This window comes from Streptococcus jiangjianxini (genome assembly GCF_040225085.1).
Taxonomy (GTDB): domain Bacteria; phylum Bacillota; class Bacilli; order Lactobacillales; family Streptococcaceae; genus Streptococcus; species Streptococcus jiangjianxini.
Genome location: NZ_JBEHGL010000009.1, coordinates 45,276 through 62,747, shown reverse-complemented (window position 1 = coordinate 62,747; position 17,472 = coordinate 45,276). Strand labels below are relative to the sequence as shown.

The 17,472-nt window shown below is 39.2% G+C and carries 15 protein-coding genes and 1 pseudogene; 13 read left to right on the top strand and 3 right to left on the bottom strand.

The window, feature by feature from the left end; translation table 11 throughout:
- Positions 1-152 precede the first annotated feature (152 nt).
- The 9 genes and pseudogenes from ABP870_RS05240 to ABP870_RS05205 all read left to right on the top strand — a co-directional run bounded on the left by ABP870_RS05240 (position 153) and on the right by ABP870_RS05205 (position 7,576).
- Positions 153-599, top strand: coding sequence for a pyridoxamine 5'-phosphate oxidase family protein (locus tag ABP870_RS05240; protein ID WP_350014415.1), 447 nt, complete (start codon positions 153-155; stop codon positions 597-599).
- Positions 600-913: 314 nt separating this feature from the next.
- Complete coding sequence (rimP, locus tag ABP870_RS05235; RefSeq protein ID WP_405054532.1) at positions 914-1,402, top strand: ribosome maturation factor RimP; 489 nt, start codon at positions 914-916, stop codon at positions 1,400-1,402.
- A 52-nt stretch (positions 1,403-1,454) separates the two neighbouring features.
- Positions 1,455-2,669 (top strand): transcription termination factor NusA, encoded by a 1,215-nt coding sequence (gene nusA / locus ABP870_RS05230; RefSeq protein WP_350014414.1) that lies wholly within the window; start codon positions 1,455-1,457, stop codon positions 2,667-2,669.
- Between the two features lie 17 nt (positions 2,670-2,686).
- A complete protein-coding gene (gene rnpM, locus ABP870_RS05225) occupies positions 2,687-2,983 on the top strand; it encodes an RNase P modulator RnpM (protein WP_350014413.1) in 297 nt (98 codons plus the stop codon).
- Entirely contained in the window at positions 2,976-3,278 is a 303-nt protein-coding gene (locus tag ABP870_RS05220; RefSeq protein WP_350014412.1) for a YlxQ-related RNA-binding protein, read from the top strand. The genes rnpM and ABP870_RS05220 overlap by 8 nt, the downstream gene beginning before the upstream one ends.
- An 18-nt stretch (positions 3,279-3,296) precedes the next feature.
- Positions 3,297-4,067 (top strand): annotated as a pseudogene (locus ABP870_RS10650) (translation initiation factor IF-2 N-terminal domain-containing protein); the annotation flags it as partial.
- A 63-nt stretch (positions 4,068-4,130) separates the two neighbouring features.
- Positions 4,131-6,161 carry a translation initiation factor IF-2 gene (gene infB, locus ABP870_RS05215; RefSeq protein ID WP_405054641.1) on the top strand — a complete coding sequence of 677 codons (2,031 nt, stop codon included), beginning with the start codon at positions 4,131-4,133 and terminating at the stop codon, positions 6,159-6,161.
- Between the two features lie 414 nt (positions 6,162-6,575).
- Positions 6,576-6,929: a 30S ribosome-binding factor RbfA gene (gene rbfA, locus ABP870_RS05210; RefSeq protein ID WP_350014410.1), complete on the top strand. Its 354-nt coding sequence runs from the start codon at positions 6,576-6,578 to the stop codon at positions 6,927-6,929.
- 221 nt (positions 6,930-7,150) lie between these two features.
- A complete protein-coding gene (locus tag ABP870_RS05205) occupies positions 7,151-7,576 on the top strand; it encodes a CopY/TcrY family copper transport repressor (RefSeq protein WP_350014409.1) in 426 nt (141 codons plus the stop codon).
- A gap of 65 nt (positions 7,577-7,641) precedes the next feature.
- Here ABP870_RS05205 and ABP870_RS05200 read toward each other — a convergent pair whose 3' ends face one another.
- A complete protein-coding gene (locus ABP870_RS05200) occupies positions 7,642-9,681 on the bottom strand; it encodes a surface-anchored 5'-nucleotidase (RefSeq protein WP_350014445.1) in 2,040 nt (679 codons plus the stop codon).
- A 271-nt stretch (positions 9,682-9,952) separates the two neighbouring features.
- Here ABP870_RS05200 and ABP870_RS05195 point away from each other — a divergent pair, with 271 nt between their 5' ends.
- Entirely contained in the window at positions 9,953-10,867 is a 915-nt protein-coding gene (locus tag ABP870_RS05195) for an aldo/keto reductase (RefSeq protein WP_350014408.1), read from the top strand.
- 607 nt (positions 10,868-11,474) lie between these two features.
- On the opposite strand, the gene ABP870_RS05190 is transcribed toward ABP870_RS05195, so the two are convergent.
- Entirely contained in the window at positions 11,475-12,437 is a 963-nt protein-coding gene (locus tag ABP870_RS05190) for an asparaginase (protein WP_350014407.1), read from the bottom strand.
- A gap of 69 nt (positions 12,438-12,506) precedes the next feature.
- Between ABP870_RS05190 and ABP870_RS05185 the strand changes: the two genes are divergently transcribed.
- Positions 12,507-13,892: a Cof-type HAD-IIB family hydrolase gene (locus ABP870_RS05185; RefSeq protein WP_350014406.1), complete on the top strand. Its 1,386-nt coding sequence runs from the start codon at positions 12,507-12,509 to the stop codon at positions 13,890-13,892.
- Between the two features lie 181 nt (positions 13,893-14,073).
- Here ABP870_RS05185 and ABP870_RS05180 read toward each other — a convergent pair whose 3' ends face one another.
- On the bottom strand, positions 14,074-14,526 hold the full coding sequence (locus tag ABP870_RS05180; RefSeq protein WP_350014405.1) for a universal stress protein: 453 nt from the start codon (positions 14,524-14,526) through the stop codon (positions 14,074-14,076).
- Positions 14,527-14,703: 177 nt separating this feature from the next.
- Between ABP870_RS05180 and ABP870_RS05175 the strand changes: the two genes are divergently transcribed.
- Complete coding sequence (locus ABP870_RS05175; RefSeq protein WP_350014404.1) at positions 14,704-15,918, top strand: pyridoxal phosphate-dependent aminotransferase; 1,215 nt, start codon at positions 14,704-14,706, stop codon at positions 15,916-15,918.
- Between the two features lie 149 nt (positions 15,919-16,067).
- The gene (gene codY / locus ABP870_RS05170; RefSeq protein WP_350014403.1) at positions 16,068-16,853 is read left to right on the top strand and encodes a GTP-sensing pleiotropic transcriptional regulator CodY; all 786 of its coding nucleotides are present in this window, start codon (positions 16,068-16,070) and stop codon (positions 16,851-16,853) included.
- Positions 16,854-17,472: the final 619 nt, after the last annotated feature.

Here is a 17,472-nt window from a genome sequence, read left to right as displayed (position 1 = left end):
AATGGTATAGTCGCTTAGCGGTTTTGGTGATGTTCTCATACTCTGTAAGTTTTTTTATTTTACCAAGACCAGCATTTATATTTGTGTGAAAAAATACACCTAATATGATAAAATAACAATAAAAACGTTTACAAAAGAGAAAAGAGGTTTTTATGAAAGTTAAGGAAATTTTGAATTTATTGGAGACTAAAATGTCTCCATCTGTAATCGCTTCTACTGATTTAGCAGGGCAACCTCATGCTCGTTTTATTCATATTGGTTTGGCTAATGAAAAAGGGGTTTTTTTCATGACAAGTCCTACAACTCGTTTTTATAATCAACTGCAAACGAATCCTCACATAGCTATAACTGGCATGTACCAAGAGGAATATTTGATTCAAGTTATTCGCATTGAAGGTAAAGTTCGTGAGTTAGGTGAGGAAAAATTAGAGGAAGTACTGGCAGGAAATCCCTTTGTGGAACAAGTCTATCCTGATCATAAGGAAAGAGAAAACGTTCGTGTTTTCCAATTGTACGATGGCAAAGGATTCTACCAAAGTTTAACACAAGGTCACAAGTATACTTTTGATATTAAGGGAGATTTGGCTAAGGAAGATTAGATGCTAGTATCATAAAATGTGGCATGCTAAGCGTAGGAAGAAAGTTTTTCAAGAAAATAGTGTTTCATTTCAAATGCCATTTTTTAGGTAGAAGATGTGTTGTAACATCCCTGAAATAAGACGTCATTTATGCTCTTGTGTGAGTTTTATGAAATTATGTTGAAACATGTGTGTGTTTAGAAATAGTAACATCCATTTTCTACATGCGTATAGCGTAAACGGAAGGCGCTTTAGGCTTGCAAGTTGTCTATTATTATGATATGATTAATTAAAATAATGAGAAAGGGGCGGGGTAATGACTTCGCCTCTTGTCTGTGCAAGGAGGGATTATTATCGCAACAATAGTTGAACAGGTAACTGAATTGGTTACACCTCATATTAAGGATCCTTACGAATTAGTTGATGTAGAATATGGAAAAATGGGTGGCGATTACGTCCTTAGTATTTTTATAGATAAGCCTGGGGGTATTTCGGTAGACGATACGGCAGAATTAACGGATATTATTAGTCCTTTACTAGATACTATTAAGCCGGATCCTTTCCCAGAACAATATTTTTTGGAAGTATCTAGCCCTGGATTGGAACGTCCATTGAAAACTAAGGAAGCTTTGGAGAATGCGGTTGGCTCATACGTCAGCGTCAGTCTTTACAAAGCTATTGATAAAATCAAGTTGTTTGAAGGTGACTTGGTTTCCTTCGATGGTGAAATTCTGACCATTGATTACTTGGATAAGACGCGTCATAAAACTGTTGAAATTCCCTATCAAACCATTGCTAAAGCCCGTTTAGCGGTGAAGTTGTAACGCTAGTCATTGAGAAGAAAGGAATTGCCTTAAGTATTAAGGCGAGAGAAACATGAGCAAAGAAATGTTAGAAGCCTTCCGCATCTTGGAAGAAGAAAAGCACATTAATAAAGAGGATATCATTGATGCTGTGACTGAATCTTTAAAATCAGCCTATAAACGCCGTTATGGACAGTCAGAAAGCTGTGTTATTGAGTTCAATGAAAAAACAGGTGATTTCCAAGTTTATACAGTTCGCGAGGTTGTTGATGAGGTCTTTGATAGTCGGCTTGAAATTAGTTTAAAAGACGCTTTAGCTATCAGTTCAGCTTACGAGCTTGGCGATAAGATCCGTTTCGAAGAGTCAGTTGCTGAATTTGGCCGTGTAGCTGCTCAATCAGCTAAACAAACAATCATGGAAAAAATGCGTAAACAAATGCGTGAAGTTACTTTCAACGAATACAAGGAGCATGAAGGTGAAATCATGACTGGTACTGTTGAACGCTTCGACCAACGCTTTATCTATGTTAACCTTGGTTCTTTGGAAGCGCAATTGTCACATCAGGATCAGATCCCAGGTGAAACATTCAAGTCGCATGATCGCATTGAAGTCTACGTCTACAAAGTAGAAAATAACCCTCGAGGTGTCAATGTGTTTGTTAGCCGCAGTCACCCTGAATTCATCAAACGCATCATGGAGCAGGAGATTCCAGAAGTCTTTGATGGCACAGTGGAAATTATGAGCGTTTCTCGTGAAGCTGGTGATCGTACAAAGGTTGCGGTTCGTAGTCACAATCCTAATGTTGATGCCATTGGTACTATTGTTGGTCGTGGAGGATCAAACATCAAAAAAGTTATCAGCAAGTTCCACCCAACACGCTTTGATGCTAAAACAGGTATTGAAGTACCAGTTGAAGAGAATATCGATGTCATCCAATGGGTTGAAGATCCTGCAGAATTTATCTATAATGCAATTGCTCCTGCAGAAGTTGACATGGTGCTCTTTGATGAAGAAAACAGCAAACGTGCAACAGTCGTTGTTCCAGACAGTAAATTATCGCTGGCGATTGGTCGTCGCGGTCAAAACGTACGTCTGGCAGCACATTTGACCGGTTACCGTATCGATATTAAGTCTGCTACTGAGTACGAAGAAATAGAAGCGCAACAAGCTTTGGCATCTGAGGACGAAGAGGCTGTTTCAGTTGAAGCACCAGTGATAGAAGCAGACTCACTAGAAGAACAAGACATAGATGTAACACCGCTTGAAGAAGCACTTAATGAAGAATAACAATAGAGGAGGTATTTATGGCTAAAACACGTAAAATACCTTTAAGAAAATCGCTTGTTTCTGGTGAAGTGATCGATAAACGCGATTTGCTTCGGATTGTTAAAAACAAAGAGGGTGATATTTTTATCGATCCAACTGGAAAAGCGAACGGTCGCGGAGCTTATATTAAATTAGATAATCAGGAAGCACAGGAAGCTAAAAAACGGCGTGTTTTTGACCGTAGTTTCAAAGTGACAATTACTGATGCATTCTATGATGATTTAATTGCTTACGTTGACCACAAGGTGAAAAGAAGAGAGCTCGGTCTTGAATAATCATCAGCAATTAGCCAATTTAATCGGCTTAGCACAGAGAGCTGGGAAAGTCATATCTGGTGAAGAATTAGTTATTAAAGCAATTCAACATCAGGAAGCGCAATTGATTTTTCTAGCTAATGATGCTAGCGATAATTTGACTAAAAAAATCACGGATAAAAGTAAATACTATCAAATAGAAGTCTCCACAGTGTTTAATACACTGGAATTAAGCATGGCAATTGGTAAGCCGAGAAAGGCGATCGCCATTGTTGATGCTGGATTTTCAAAGAAAATGAGGACTCTTATGGCATAAAGAATAGGAGGACATCACGTGTCAAAAAAACGCTTATATGAAATTGCGAAAGAAGTCGGTGTCGCAAGTAAGGAAGTTGTGGCCAAGGCTCAAGAGTTAGGATTGGCAGTTAAAAGTCATGCGTCAAGTGTTGAAGCAACTGATGCTGAACGCCTTACAGCAGCTTTTAAAGGTAAGGCAGCACCAAAAACAACTGAGAAGAAAGTGTCAAGTACACCGAAATTTCAGGAAGTTAGTCAGTCATCGGTAACTGAAAAGGCAAAAGAAACTGCTTCAAAGGTTGAAGAACCTAATCAAAAGTCTGAAACCGAAAAACCAAGTGTCGCAAAGCCACGTCCACAAAGTCGTAACTTTAAAGCCGAGCGTGAAGCTAAAGCCAAGGCTGAAGCCGAGCGTCGTGCTAATGGCGGTAATCGAGACAATCGTAATGGGAACAGTCAAAACCGTCGTGATAATCGATCAAACGATCGCCGACGGGACAATCGCAGCCAACAAGGTCAGCATAATGGCGGTCGTCAGCAAGACAATCGTTCTAATAATAACCGTCGTTTCGAACAGTCAAATCGTAATGACCGCGACCGGGACAATCGATTCAGTCGTAATCGCCAACAAAATCGTCAGCAACAACCTGGACCAAAAATAGATTTCAAAGCACGTGCTGCCGCTCTAAAAGCTGAACAAAATGCTGAGTATTCACGCCAAAGTGAATCACGTTTCCGTGAACAAGAGGAAGCGAAGCGTCAGGCTCAAATCGCCCAAGAACAAGCCCGCAAAGCAAAACAAGCTGAGGCTGAAAAAGAACAAAAGGCGAAAGAAGCTGCTCGTCTAGCTGCAGATTCTATCAAGCCTAAGGTGGCGGTTGCTCCAGCACAAGTAGCTCCTACTCAATCAGACAACCGTCGTAAAAAACAGGGTCGTCTTGATAAATCGCGTGATTATTCAAGTCAGCATGAAGATGGTCCTAAGCAAAGTAAAAATAAGAAAAATCGGACGAATCAAAACCAAGTGAGAAATCAAAGAAATAGTAACTGGAACAAAAATAAACAAAACAAAAAAGGTAAAAACAACCGTAATGGTAATAATGCTCCAAAACCAGTAACAGAGCGTAAATTCCATGAATTACCTAAGGAATTTGAATATACTGAAGGTATGACGGTTGCTGAAATTGCAAAACGCATTAAACGTGAGCCTGCTGAAATTGTCAAAAAACTCTTTATGATGGGTGTTATGGCAACACAAAACCAATCATTGGACGGTGATACCATTGAACTCTTGATGGTTGATTATGGTATTGAAGCTCACGCTAAGATTGAAGTGGATGATGCAGATATCGAACGCTTTTTTGCAGATGAAGACTACTTAAATCCTGATGAATTAGTAGAACGTGCCCCAGTTGTTACAATCATGGGTCACGTTGACCACGGTAAAACAACTCTTCTCGATACCCTACGTAATTCACGTGTTGCAACTGGAGAAGCCGGTGGTATCACTCAACATATCGGTGCTTATCAAATTGAAACCAGCGGTAAAAAAATTACCTTCTTGGATACACCAGGACACGCTGCCTTTACCTCTATGCGTGCACGTGGAGCTTCAGTAACTGATGTGACCATCTTAATTGTGGCTGCGGATGATGGTGTTATGCCACAGACCATTGAGGCGATCAATCACTCAAAAGCTGCTGGTGTTCCAATCATTGTTGCGATTAACAAAATTGATAAACCAGGAGCCAACCCTGAACGTGTTATTGGTGAATTGGCTGAACATGGGGTGATTTCAACGGCTTGGGGTGGTGATTCTGAGTTTGTGGAAATTTCAGCGAAATTCGGTCAAAATATCGATGAATTACTTGAAACAGTTCTTCTTGTCGCGGAAATGGAAGAGTTAAAAGCCGATCCAACTGTTCGTGCCATCGGTACTGTAATTGAGGCTCGTCTTGATAAAGGTAAAGGTGCGGTTGCGACCCTTCTCGTTCAGCAAGGAACCCTTAATGTTCAAGACCCAATCGTTGTCGGTAATACCTTTGGGCGTGTTCGTGCGATGGTCAATGATCTTGGTCGTCGTGTTAAAACAGCTGCGCCATCAACACCAGTTTCTATTACTGGTTTGAACGAAACACCTATGGCTGGTGATCATTTTGCTGTTTACGCTGATGAAAAAGCCGCTCGTGCAGCTGGTGAAGAACGGGCTAAGCGGGCTCTGATGAAACAACGTCAAAATACACAACGTGTTAGTCTCGAGAACCTCTTTGATACTCTTAAAGCCGGAGAGGTTAAGACTGTTAATGTTATTATCAAAGCCGACGTTCAGGGTTCTGTTGAAGCCTTGGCAGCTTCTCTTCTTAAAATCGAAGTAGAGGGTGTTCGTGTTAATGTGGTTCACTCAGCAGTTGGTGCCATTAATGAGTCAGATATCACCCTAGCAGAAGCTTCCAACGCTGTTATCATTGGTTTTAACGTTCGTCCGACACCTCAAGCACGTCAACAGGCTGATGCAGATGAAGTTGAAATTCGCCTTCACAGCATTATCTATAAGGTCATCGAGGAAGTTGAAGAAGCGATGAAAGGTAAACTGGATCCTGAATATCAAGAAAAAGTTCTTGGTGAAGCAATTATCCGTGAAACCTTCAAAGTTTCTAAAGTTGGTACTATCGGTGGATTCATGGTCATCAACGGTAAAATTACACGTGACTCAAGCGCTCGTGTCATCCGTGATGGTGTTGTTATCTTTGATGGTAAATTAGCTAGTTTGAAACACTATAAAGATGACGTTAAAGAAGTTGGAAACGCTCAAGAGGGTGGCCTTATGATTGAAAACTTCAACGATCTTAAAGTTGACGATACCATCGAAGCTTATATCATGGAAGAAATTGTTAGAAAATAAGCTATTTTTGCGAATAGATAATTAAAAAGCTAGGTGAGTAGCCTAGCTTTTCTTGAAAATATAGTCAAATGAATTAGCTTTCAGACAAGGAACAGAAAGACGCAGACAGTACTCGTGTACGGCAAGTCGAAAGTGACGATCTATCAAAGTTAATTCAAAAGACTACAGTTGACTCTTAAACATTACAATCTATTAAACGCTCTTCGAAAAATAAGATAATGGTTTCTATATTTGTAACTATTTAAGGGCAGGCATGCTTAATCATTTTTGTTTTTCATGAAGGCTTATTAAATAAAATGAAAGGAAGGACTCTCTTTTAGGAACTATTTCAAAAGCTAGCCGAAGTTATCACAATTATATTGTCAATCTTGTAGCTATCTAGAATAGCTCCTCTAATGGAGTAGGTATCATATTATGGCAAATCATCGTGTTGATCGCGTTGGGATGGAAATCAAACGCGAAGTCAATGAAATCCTGCGTCTCAAGGTTCGTGACCCTCGTGTTCAGGATGTTACCATCACAGATGTTCAAATGTTGGGTGATTTATCATTGGCAAAAGTTTACTATACAATCCACAGTGAACTGGCTTCTGATAATCAAAAAGCTCAAATTGGTTTAGAAAAAGCCACAGGAACTATCAAACGTGAACTAGGTAAAAACTTACACATGTACAAGATTCCTGATTTATCTTTTGAAAAAGATGAGTCTATTGAATACGGTAATAAAATTGACGAATTATTACGTCATTTAGACCGTAAAGATAATTAACATTCTAAAAGGTCCATTGGACCTTTTTATCTTGATCCTCAAAGTTACACAGGTCCAAAAAAGTTTTGTCAACCTCAGGAGATTTGAAAGAACAAGTTTAAGGATTGGGTTTTACCGTTAAGATGATTTGTTCACGGTATCAAATCACCTAGTGTATGAAGTTTGACACTAACAAACAGATGGGGTAAAATTTATTTACAATTGTAAACAAGGAGATTATCATGCCACAGATTTCAAATGCTGAATGGGAGGTTATGAAGGTTGTTTGGGCATCTAAGGAAGCAACCAGTGCCTTTATCATTGATGTTTTGCAACAGAATCATGATTGGTCGGATTCAACTATAAAGACTATGATAACCCGTTTGGTTGAAAAAGAGTTGTTAGCTAGTCGTCGTGAGGGCCGTCGTTTTTGGTACAGAGCCTTGATTTCCGAAGAGATGGGTCAATGGACGAGTGTTTCAGATACCTTTTCTAAAATTTGTGTTACGAATCATAAGTTACTAATTGAAAGGTTATTGCTGGATACACCGATGACTTTGCGAGATATCGCAGATCTTGAGAAACTGCTAGATACTAAAAAGTCTGAAGCAGTGGATAAGGTGATTTGCCAATGCCTTCCTGGCCAATGTTCTTGCCACCGTCATTAATAAGAGAAAAATACTCCTCCTTGAATCACCAAGGAGGAGTATTTTGATGGGACTAAATCTGTAGCCTAATTGTTTTTGCGTTTAACAACTAGTCCAGCCATTCCTAAAATGCTGATTCCAGCTAGGATAAAGCTTGCAGAAGTATTTTCACCAGTTTCTGGAAGACTGACTGCTTTACTTTCATAATGATTTTCTGATTTAGCTGCAGCTTTTTTATTCCCAAGTGTTAAGACGATTGCTTTGTTTTGGATACTGTGGGAAGCTGGTAATTGGTTGGTCATTTGTCCATCACCAGGTAAGTTTGTTTGAGTTGTTGAAGTGGAAGGGTTATTTGGAGTATTAGGTCCTGTTGTTGTGTCATCTGAATCAACCGCATCATCAGGAACCTCAGCTAAGTAGGTTTTAACATTTCCAAAACCTGTTGTAATTTTCTCACCTTTAGCTTCTTGCTGTTGAATGTATTTGATAAAGGTTTCAGTATCAGGATTGATAGCCCCAATTAATTTTGCATTTCGGAAGCCTGCAAACCCATCACCACCGCCAAAGAGGAAGTCATTGATCACTAGGGTGTAAGTTTTGTTTGGATCAATCTCTTCGCCATTAGATTTGTAGGCTTTGACCACTTTATATGGTGTTTCTTCCCCGCCTTCAGGATTATCAGTAAAGGTGTATTTAAGACCAGACATTTGAAGGAAATATTTTTGTTTTTCATCGTATTGTTCATTAAGAACTTTGTAAATGTCTTCACCGGTCATTTGAACAATTTGAAGGATATTACCGAAAGGTTGCACGGCTTGTGCTGCTCCCCAGGTAATGGTTCCATCTTCAGCGACTAGTAAGTCTGAACGGATACCACCGTTATTAGTCATTGCAAAGTCTACTGGGGTCTCTGACTCTTGATTAGCAATTGCTAGTTGAGCAGTTGTGACAAGGTTTCCAACGGGACTTTCTTTGAATTCATTAACATCACGACTAATCAATTCTGAAGTAGCAGCAGTACCGATTTTAGCGTCAGTTACTTGTTTTACGATAGCATTGGCTTCGTCAACGATAGCTTGGATATCTTCACTACCAGTTTTGACACCAGGAGCAACTGCGATGACTTCAGCATTTGGGACAGCAACAAAATCTTGTGTATCAGTGTCAAGGATACCACGCACATCAGCGTAGGCCTTGCCTTGTGATAAAGCTTGAACGATGCGAGTGTTGCCGACAACGCCGTTTGTATACTGGTGATTGTGGCCTGCAAATAGGATATCAACACTATGTTCTGGGAAAATCTCAGAAACACGTTTCATAATATCTGCTGCTTCACCTTCAACAGCCTCTCCATTATTGACAGCTGGGACGTGGGCAAGAACAACAATAGCTTTTACCCCTTTTTTCTGTAATTCTAGAGCATAGGCAGCTATGGTTTCAGCTTCATCTAAGAATTCATACTGTTCATAATTTTGGCGTAATACTAGGTTAGGGATTTCTTTCGTCACAATACCGATGAAACCAACTTTAACAATTTTGTCATTGATTGGTACTTCTCGGATAGCGTATGGCTTCCAGTTATGTGGAATCTCGCGGGTTGTTTTGTCAATAACATTGGCGATGACAGTTTCTTGCGTTGCGCGAACGTGTTGGTAATCATAGACAATATCATTGAAGCCGGCATCAGCAGAAGGTGCTTCACCTGTTGTGATGCGATGGAACTCATCTAAACCTTCGTCAAATTCATGATTACCGATTGTTCCATAGTCAAATCCCATTTTATTGAAGGCTTTAATTGTTGGTTCGTCTTGAAGTAATCCAGAATTGGCAGGACTAGCCCCTACCATATCACCAGCTTGGACACGAAGTGATGTAGAATCGGGGTTTTCAGCAGTAAATTCTTTTTCCGCATCATCCATATAAGCGTCTAATTGAGCCGCTGTACCAGCATTAGAAACTTTACCATCAGGCATATAGGCAGAGCCAGTTGTATCTAGAGCCCCATGGAAATCATTAACTCCTAAAATTTGAATCGCTTCTTGATCGGCATAAACGCTACCAGCCATAAGACCAAAGCCAGCTACAACAGCTAAAATACTACTCTTTAAAGCAACTTTCTTTTTCATCATAACCTAACTCCTTAATTAGTGAAAATGTTAAAAATGTGTCCATAGTTAGTTTACTATGTCAACTGTAAAAATTCAAGATAGTTTTTAAAGAAAAAGCGAATTTTTTATTAAAAATAAAAAAAATCAAACGCATTTGAATCGCTTTCAATTTTTGCTTGGACTTTTTTTAACGATTAAAGTTGATTTTTTCTTATTTGACCTAATGAAAATTTATCTAAAAAATGCTATACTTTTCTTAAAATAAAAATAGTCTTTTAAAGGAGCTGCTATGTTACAAAATATTGGACAAACAGGTGTAAAGGGATCACGTATTGCCTTAGGTGCTATGCGCATGAATGCTCTTGATATTAATGAAGCCGAAAAAGTTATTTCAGCTTCGTTGGAGAGTGGTGTCAACTTCTTTGATCATGCGGATATTTATGGTGGTGGAGAATCTGAAATTCGTTTTAGTAACGCTATGAAAAAGCTTAATGTTAAACGTGAAGATGTGATATTACAATCAAAGTGTGGTATCCGCAAAGGGTTCTTTGATTTTTCAAAAGATCATATCCTAACATCCGTTGATGGTATTTTGAAACGTTTAGAGACGGAATATCTTGATTTTCTAGTGCTCCATCGACCAGATGCTTTGTGGGAACCTGAAGAAGTGGCGGAAGCTTTTACGCAATTGAAAACAGCTGGAAAAGTCCGTTATTTTGGTGTTAGCAATCAAAATCGTAGCCAAATGGAATTCTTACAGTCCTATTTAGAGGAACCTCTGGCTGTCAATCAGTTGCAATTATCACCAGTTCATGCTCCGATGATTTCATCAGGTCTTGAAGTAAATATGACAACATCGGGCGCAAACGACCGAGACGGGGGTATTATTGACTATTGTCGTTTGAATAAGGTGACTATTCAAGCCTGGTCTCCTTTCCAGATTGATCTCTCAAAAGGCTTATTCTCAGGAAATTCTGATTACAAGGAGTTAAACGATACTATAACAGCATTGGCAGATAAGTATGGTGTCTCTGATGAAGCGATTATTGTGGCTTGGATTTTACGTCATCCTGCTAAGATTCAAACCATTATTGGTTCGATGAATCCTGATCGTATCAAACGTATCGCGGAAGCTGAAAAGATTGAGTTATCACGTCCTGAGTGGTATGACATTTATACTAAAGCAGGCCATATTTTGCCTTAAAGGATTGATATAGAACCAAGACCCAAATCTTCCAAAGCACATTTTTGGGAATGTCTTATGTTTTTAGTTGCTCTTATTCTAAATTCCTCGTTTAATTGACAGTGGCATCTATCATTTTGTATTTCCAGCAGGTCCTATTTTATTTGAAAAGTTAAGGATTAGTGGGCTCCATTGTTTTTGCGATTGACGTGACATTAGGGTAGCATTCAGATATGACCAGATGGCAAAAAATATTTCTGTTTGTTGTAGTTTCTATCCTGTCAACTGTATCTCGTAGTCTAACGCAATTATAATTGGTGGCTTTAGTGTATCATTTTGACAGTGGCTAATTCTTTTCATCAGCGGACGTTTACTGATTGGTTTGTATTGCTCACTATTTGCAGGATAAATGAGAGCCTTTGTGAAGGAAAATCATTTGCTGTCAAAGGAGACTGAGCAAAAATATCAGAATATAGAAAAAGCATAGAACGGCGTTGCTAAAGACGTCGATTCTATGCTTTTTAAATTGCTCGTTTTACAAAAGAAGGGCTGAGTTTGGCGTTTTTGCTCAGTCTCTGTTATTGTGTAACGAGTCGATGTTTTCTAGCTTATCAAAAGGTATCTCTTGTTACCCTTCGATGTATTCTTTCAATGCTTGTCCTTTTAGCTGGGCATTGAGAGCAATGAGTAGCTTAAGGCGGGCTTTTTGGCTATTAAGTTCTTTGACAAACATGATGCCATTGTTAGCCAAATCCACGCCACCTCCTCGATAGGCATAGACAGGCTCAGCGATACCATTGAAACATCGCGATACTAGGACGACGGGTAAGCCTTCTTTAGCCAATGTTGTTAGCGATTCAGCGGCTTCGGGAGGTAGATTTCCGGCACCAAGCGCTTCAATGACGACACCATCAATATGACTGGCTCTCAGTAAACTTAGAATACCATTTCCCATACCCGCATAGGATTTGATAATAGGGATTGTCCCATCAATGGCGTTCAAATCAAAACGTACGCGTGTTTCAGCAATCTGAAAAAAGAGAATTTCATTTTTCATAATAATGCCCAAGGGTCCGTGAGTGGGTGTTTGGAAGGTGGAAACATTAGTTGTGTGAGTCTTGGTAACATACTTAGCGGCATGAATGTCATCATTCATGACCACAAGGACTCCCTTTCCAACTGATTTTGGATTTCCTGCAACCCGAAGGGCAGAAAGGTAATTGTAAATACCGTCACTGCCAAGCTCGTTGGATGAGCGCATAGCACCCGTAATAACAATTGGGATGTTGGGGAGATTCATGGTATCAAGAAAATAGGCTGTTTCTTCTAAAGTATCGGTACCGTGGGTAATGACAACGCCATCGAATCGATCACCGATTTCTTTTATTTTGCGGTAAAGTTCAAACATGTGTTTTTCAGTGATGTGAGGACTAGGAACGTTAAAAATATCGATGGTTGTGATGTTATAATCATCCAGTTCCACAGCGACGTGGTTCATTGGATTATCTGCAGATGAGTTGACATTTCCCATTTCATCAGCAGTCATGGAAATAGTGCCTCCAGTGTGGAGAACGAGTATATTTTTTACCATTAAAAAAGACTTCTTTCAAAATTATGTTATAATTTATTCTATCATAATTCGGAAAATGGGAGAATTAAGTTGGCAATCAAGGCAGTTTTTTTTGATATTGATGGCACCCTATTAAATGACAGTAAACGCGTTGAAAAAGCAACTGTTTTAGCTATTAAAAGTTTAAAAGAGCAAGGGATTCTTGTCGGTGTAGCAACTGGGCGAGGTCCTGGTTTTGTGCAACCTTTTATGGATAACTTAGGCCTTGATTTTGCTGTAACTTATAATGGTCAGTATATTTTTACAAGAGATAAGATTCTTTACCAAAATCAGTTACCAAAATCGCTTATTTATCGAGTGATTCGTTATGCTGGTGATAAAAAACGTGAAATTTCTTTAGGAACAGCTTCTGGTTTAGTGGGCTCGGGGTTAATTGAAATGGGGACCAGTACCTTTGGACAGATTGTCAGTCGATTGGTGCCTAAGAAATTAACGAAGACTGTCGAAAATAGCTTCAAAAAAATTATTCGTCGCATCAAACCTCAAAATATTGATTATCTTAAGACCATAATGAGAGAGCCAGTCTTTCAAATTGTACTGGTTGCAACGCAAGGGGAAAGTCAAAAGCTGCGCGACAAGTTTCCTCAGATTACCATCACACGTTCCAGTCCTTACTCAATTGATTTAATTTCTGACGGACAATCTAAAATTAAAGGTATTGAGAAAATCGGCGACATTTTTGATTTTGATCTAGATGAGGTCATGGCATTCGGTGATTCAGAAAATGACATGGAGATGCTCACAGGTGTTGGTATTGGCGTTGCTATGGGGAATGGTCAGGATAAATTAAAGTCCATCGCTAACTACACGACAGATAGTAATAACCGAGATGGGATCTCAAAAGCTCTAGCACATCATGGCTTAATTCATTTGGATCCTGAAGAAGGATTTAAGAGTCGAGATGACAATTTCAATAAAGCTAAGGATTTTCATCTCCTCATGGATGGTTCGGTTAACCATACCCCTCGTCTCTATAATATTAATGAGGGTGGCAATCGTGCTAACTTCAAGGTAGAAGAAATTGTTGAATTTCTCTATGCTGCTAGCCAAGGGGATCATCACGATTTTACCCAAGCTATTTTGAATCTTCATGCAGAGGTTGACAAGGCGGCTCAAAAAGTACAACGTAAACCCCATCCGGAAACACCGTTAGTGGGAGAAGTGGATGCCTTGACAGATCTGCTTTATTTCACTTATGGGTCATTTGTCTTAATGGGGGTTGATCCAAAACCATTCTTTGATATTGTTCACGAGGCGAACATGGGTAAAATATTCCCAGATGGTAAAGCCCACTATGATTCGCACACCCATAAAATTCTGAAACCAGATGATTGGGAGAAAAAATTTGCACCAGAACCAGCTATTAAAAAAGAATTGGACCGTCAAATCCAAAAATCATTGCAGCGAACACAATAAAAACTTCTAGGCTGGAGTCTAGAAGTGTCGGTTGAAGAAAAGACTATTTTCTTCAATTTTTTATTTAAGAAGAAAACTCTCAGAAAGGGCATTGCATCATCCTTTCCAAGAGTTTCCTCTATTGAGAACTAATTTTTATCTTACAGTTTTAAGCTTCCTACTACCTGAGGTGTCGTGAGCATTACAAAACTTTGTCTTTATCGCGAACCACTAGGATATCTATTTTAGCGTTGCGAAGGATGTATTCAGATGATGACCCAACCAAAAGACGTTCGAAGGCATTGAGACCGGTAGCACCAAGCATAATCAAGTCAGCTTCCTCTTTATCAGGAATATCAATAGCTAGTAGTGATTTTGGATTGCCAAATTCAACAATTTGACGGACATCTTGGATACCAGCAGCTCTAGCTTTGTTTTCCAATTCAGTGAGTGATTCATGGGCTTCACGTTCTAATTTTTCATAAACAGTCGCGTCAAATGTAGCAACACTTTGAAGAGCTCGTGTATCAATAACATGGGTCAACAATAGTGCAGCCTCATTTCGTTTAGCAACGTTAACAGCTTTCTCAAAGGCAAGTTCAGATTCTGCAGAGCCGTCGATTGCGACTAGGATTTTTTTGTATTGATGAGACATATAAGTGACCTCCTTATTCTTATGTTTCTATTATAACCTATTTGTCTAAAAAATGAAAGCGTTTCAAATGTGTTTTCTGAAAAGGCTATTTTACCCAAAAACGTCACTTGAAGACAAATGAAAAAGCGTGTTATTTTCTAAAAATTACGATATAATAGCAAAACGTGAGGTACACTAATGAAGACTTTTGAAAAATCATCTAAATTAGAACATGTTGCTTATGACATTCGAGGACCTGTCCTTGATGAAGCCAATCGAATGCGAGCAAACGGTGAAAAAATTCTTCGCTTAAATACGGGAAATCCTGCAGAATTTGGCTTTACAGCGCCAGATGAAGTGATTAGAGATTTGATTATGAATGCGCGTGATAGTGAAGGGTATTCTGACAGTAAAGGTATTTTTTCAGCCCGCAAAGCGATTATGCAGTATTGTCAAATCAAGCAGTTTCCAAATGTTGATATTGATGATATTTATATCGGCAATGGTGTGTCTGAATTGATTACCATGTCCATGCAGGGCTTGCTTGATGATGGTGATGAAATCTTAGTCCCTATGCCAGATTACCCACTGTGGACAGCAGCTGTCAGTCTAGCTGGTGGTAAGGCAGTGCATTATATTTGTGATGAAGCAGCCAATTGGTATCCTGATTTAGATGATATGGAAGCTAAAGTTTCTAAAAAAACGAAAGCTATCGTTATCATTAACCCTAACAATCCCACGGGTGCTTTATATCCTAAAGCGATCTTGGAGGGAATTGTGGCTATAGCACGCCGCCATAACTTACTCATTTTTTCTGATGAAATTTATGACCGTATGGTCTTTGATGGTGCAAACCATATTCCAATCGCAACGTTGGCACCTGATTTGTTTGTGGTAACGATGAATGGCTTATCAAAATCACATCGCATTTGTGGTTTTCGTGTTGGGTGGATGGTTCTTTCAGGACGTAAAGATCATGTGAAAGGTTATATTGAAGGTCTAGATATGCTTTCCAATATGCGCCTTTGTTCTAACGTTTTAGCTCAGCAAGTAGTCCAAACCTCCTTAGGTGGTTATCAGTCGGTAGATGAACTTTTGATGCCTGGTGGACGGCTTTATGAACAAAGAGAATTTGTAACCAAGGCGATCAATGATATTCCAGGCTTATCTGCTGTTAAACCGCAAGCTGGACTCTATCTTTTTCCTAAAATTGACAAAACGGTCTACAATGTTCCAGATGATGAACAATTTGTATTGGACTTTTTGAAACAAGAAAAAATCATGCTGGTCCATGGTCGAGGCTTTAACTGGAAGGATCCAGATCATTTTCGCATTGTCTATTTACCGAGAGTCGAAGAATTAGCTGAAATTCAAGCAAAAATGGAGCGCTTTCTGAGACAATACCGTCGGTAACATTGGTAAAATGGTAATGAGATATTAAAAAAATGATAATTGCGTATTTTTTTCGCTATTGTAAGTAATTTTCAGATAATTACTTGCCTTTTTGGTCTACAATTGTTATAATTACTCGTAATATATTTTTCAGTATAGAAAGGGTCATCATGCCTAATTTATTATCACAAACGCGTAAAATTACCTCTATTCTTCAACGTTCGGTTGACAGCCTTGAAGGAGACCTACCTTATAACCTAATGGCAACACAACTTGGAGATATTATTGACTGTAATGTATGTATCATCAACGGAGGCGGCACTATCCTTGGGTTTGCCCTTAAATACAAAACTAATAACGACCGTGTTGAGGCTATGTTCGAGGAGAAAAAGTTAATCGATGAGTACGTCAAAGCTGCTAGTCGTGTTTACGATACAGAAGCTAACTTACCTGTAACTCATGATCTTAGTATTTTCCCGGTAGAGCTTCAAGAGGAGTTCCCAGATGGTTTAACCACCATAGCCCCTATTTACGGAGGCGGCATGCGTCTTGGAACATTGATTATTTGGCGCAATGACAAGGATTTTAAAGATGAAGACTTGATTCTTGCAGAAATTGCCTCAACAGTTGTGGGTATCCAGTTGTTGAACCTTCAAACTGAGAATCTTGAAGAAACTATCCGTAAACAAACGGCTGTTACTATGGCCATCAATACACTATCTTACTCAGAAATGAAAGCGGTAGCAGCTATTCTTGGTGAACTAGACGGTACCGAAGGGCGTTTGACAGCCTCAGTGATTGCGGATCGGATTGGTATCACACGCTCAGTTATTGTTAATGCTCTTCGCAAACTTGAGAGTGCTGGTATTATTGAAAGTCGTTCACTTGGTATGAAAGGGACTTACCTTAAAGTTATCAATGAAGGTATCTTCGATAAAATTAAGGAATATAATTAACTCTAAAACCCTCGTTCAATCGCTAATACAATCGACTTTGTGGCTGATGCTATAACTAACACCAGAGAGAAGTGCTCAAGAAAGTGAGTCGTTGTTTGCTGGTTTGAGCAAAAAGGCTTATGAAGATGACAATTATCCCTTTTTGCTAATGATCGTTATGATGAAGAACACTTTTTATCTGGACATCTGGTTGTTACACCTTCTAACTTTGGAGGAGTTCTTAGTCAAAATCTATTAGAGCGCTTGCTCGGTTCCAGGAGCCAGTAAAGGAAAAGGTTAGCCTTTTCTGAACGGATAACTGTTATTATTCAGCTCTTGCTGGCAGAGATTTTGATAGCTGTCGGTGTTAACTGTCATGCTGATACCTGTAGTATTGGTAATGTTTTGATGGTTATTTGTGTCTTGTCTAGAGGATCTGTTGATGCTGATAAGCCTGCTTATTAAGTCGAAGTATCTAAAAGTCATCAGTTGCTCGTTTGACGTTTTAGCGAAACCGCTTGGCCTTGAAGTATAGGGGCTACAATAACGGATCAAACTAATCACCCTGTCTATTGTGGATGGGGTGTTTTCTTAATTTTAGGAGATAGGAGTATCTTCATTTTTGTGGTATAATTTAACG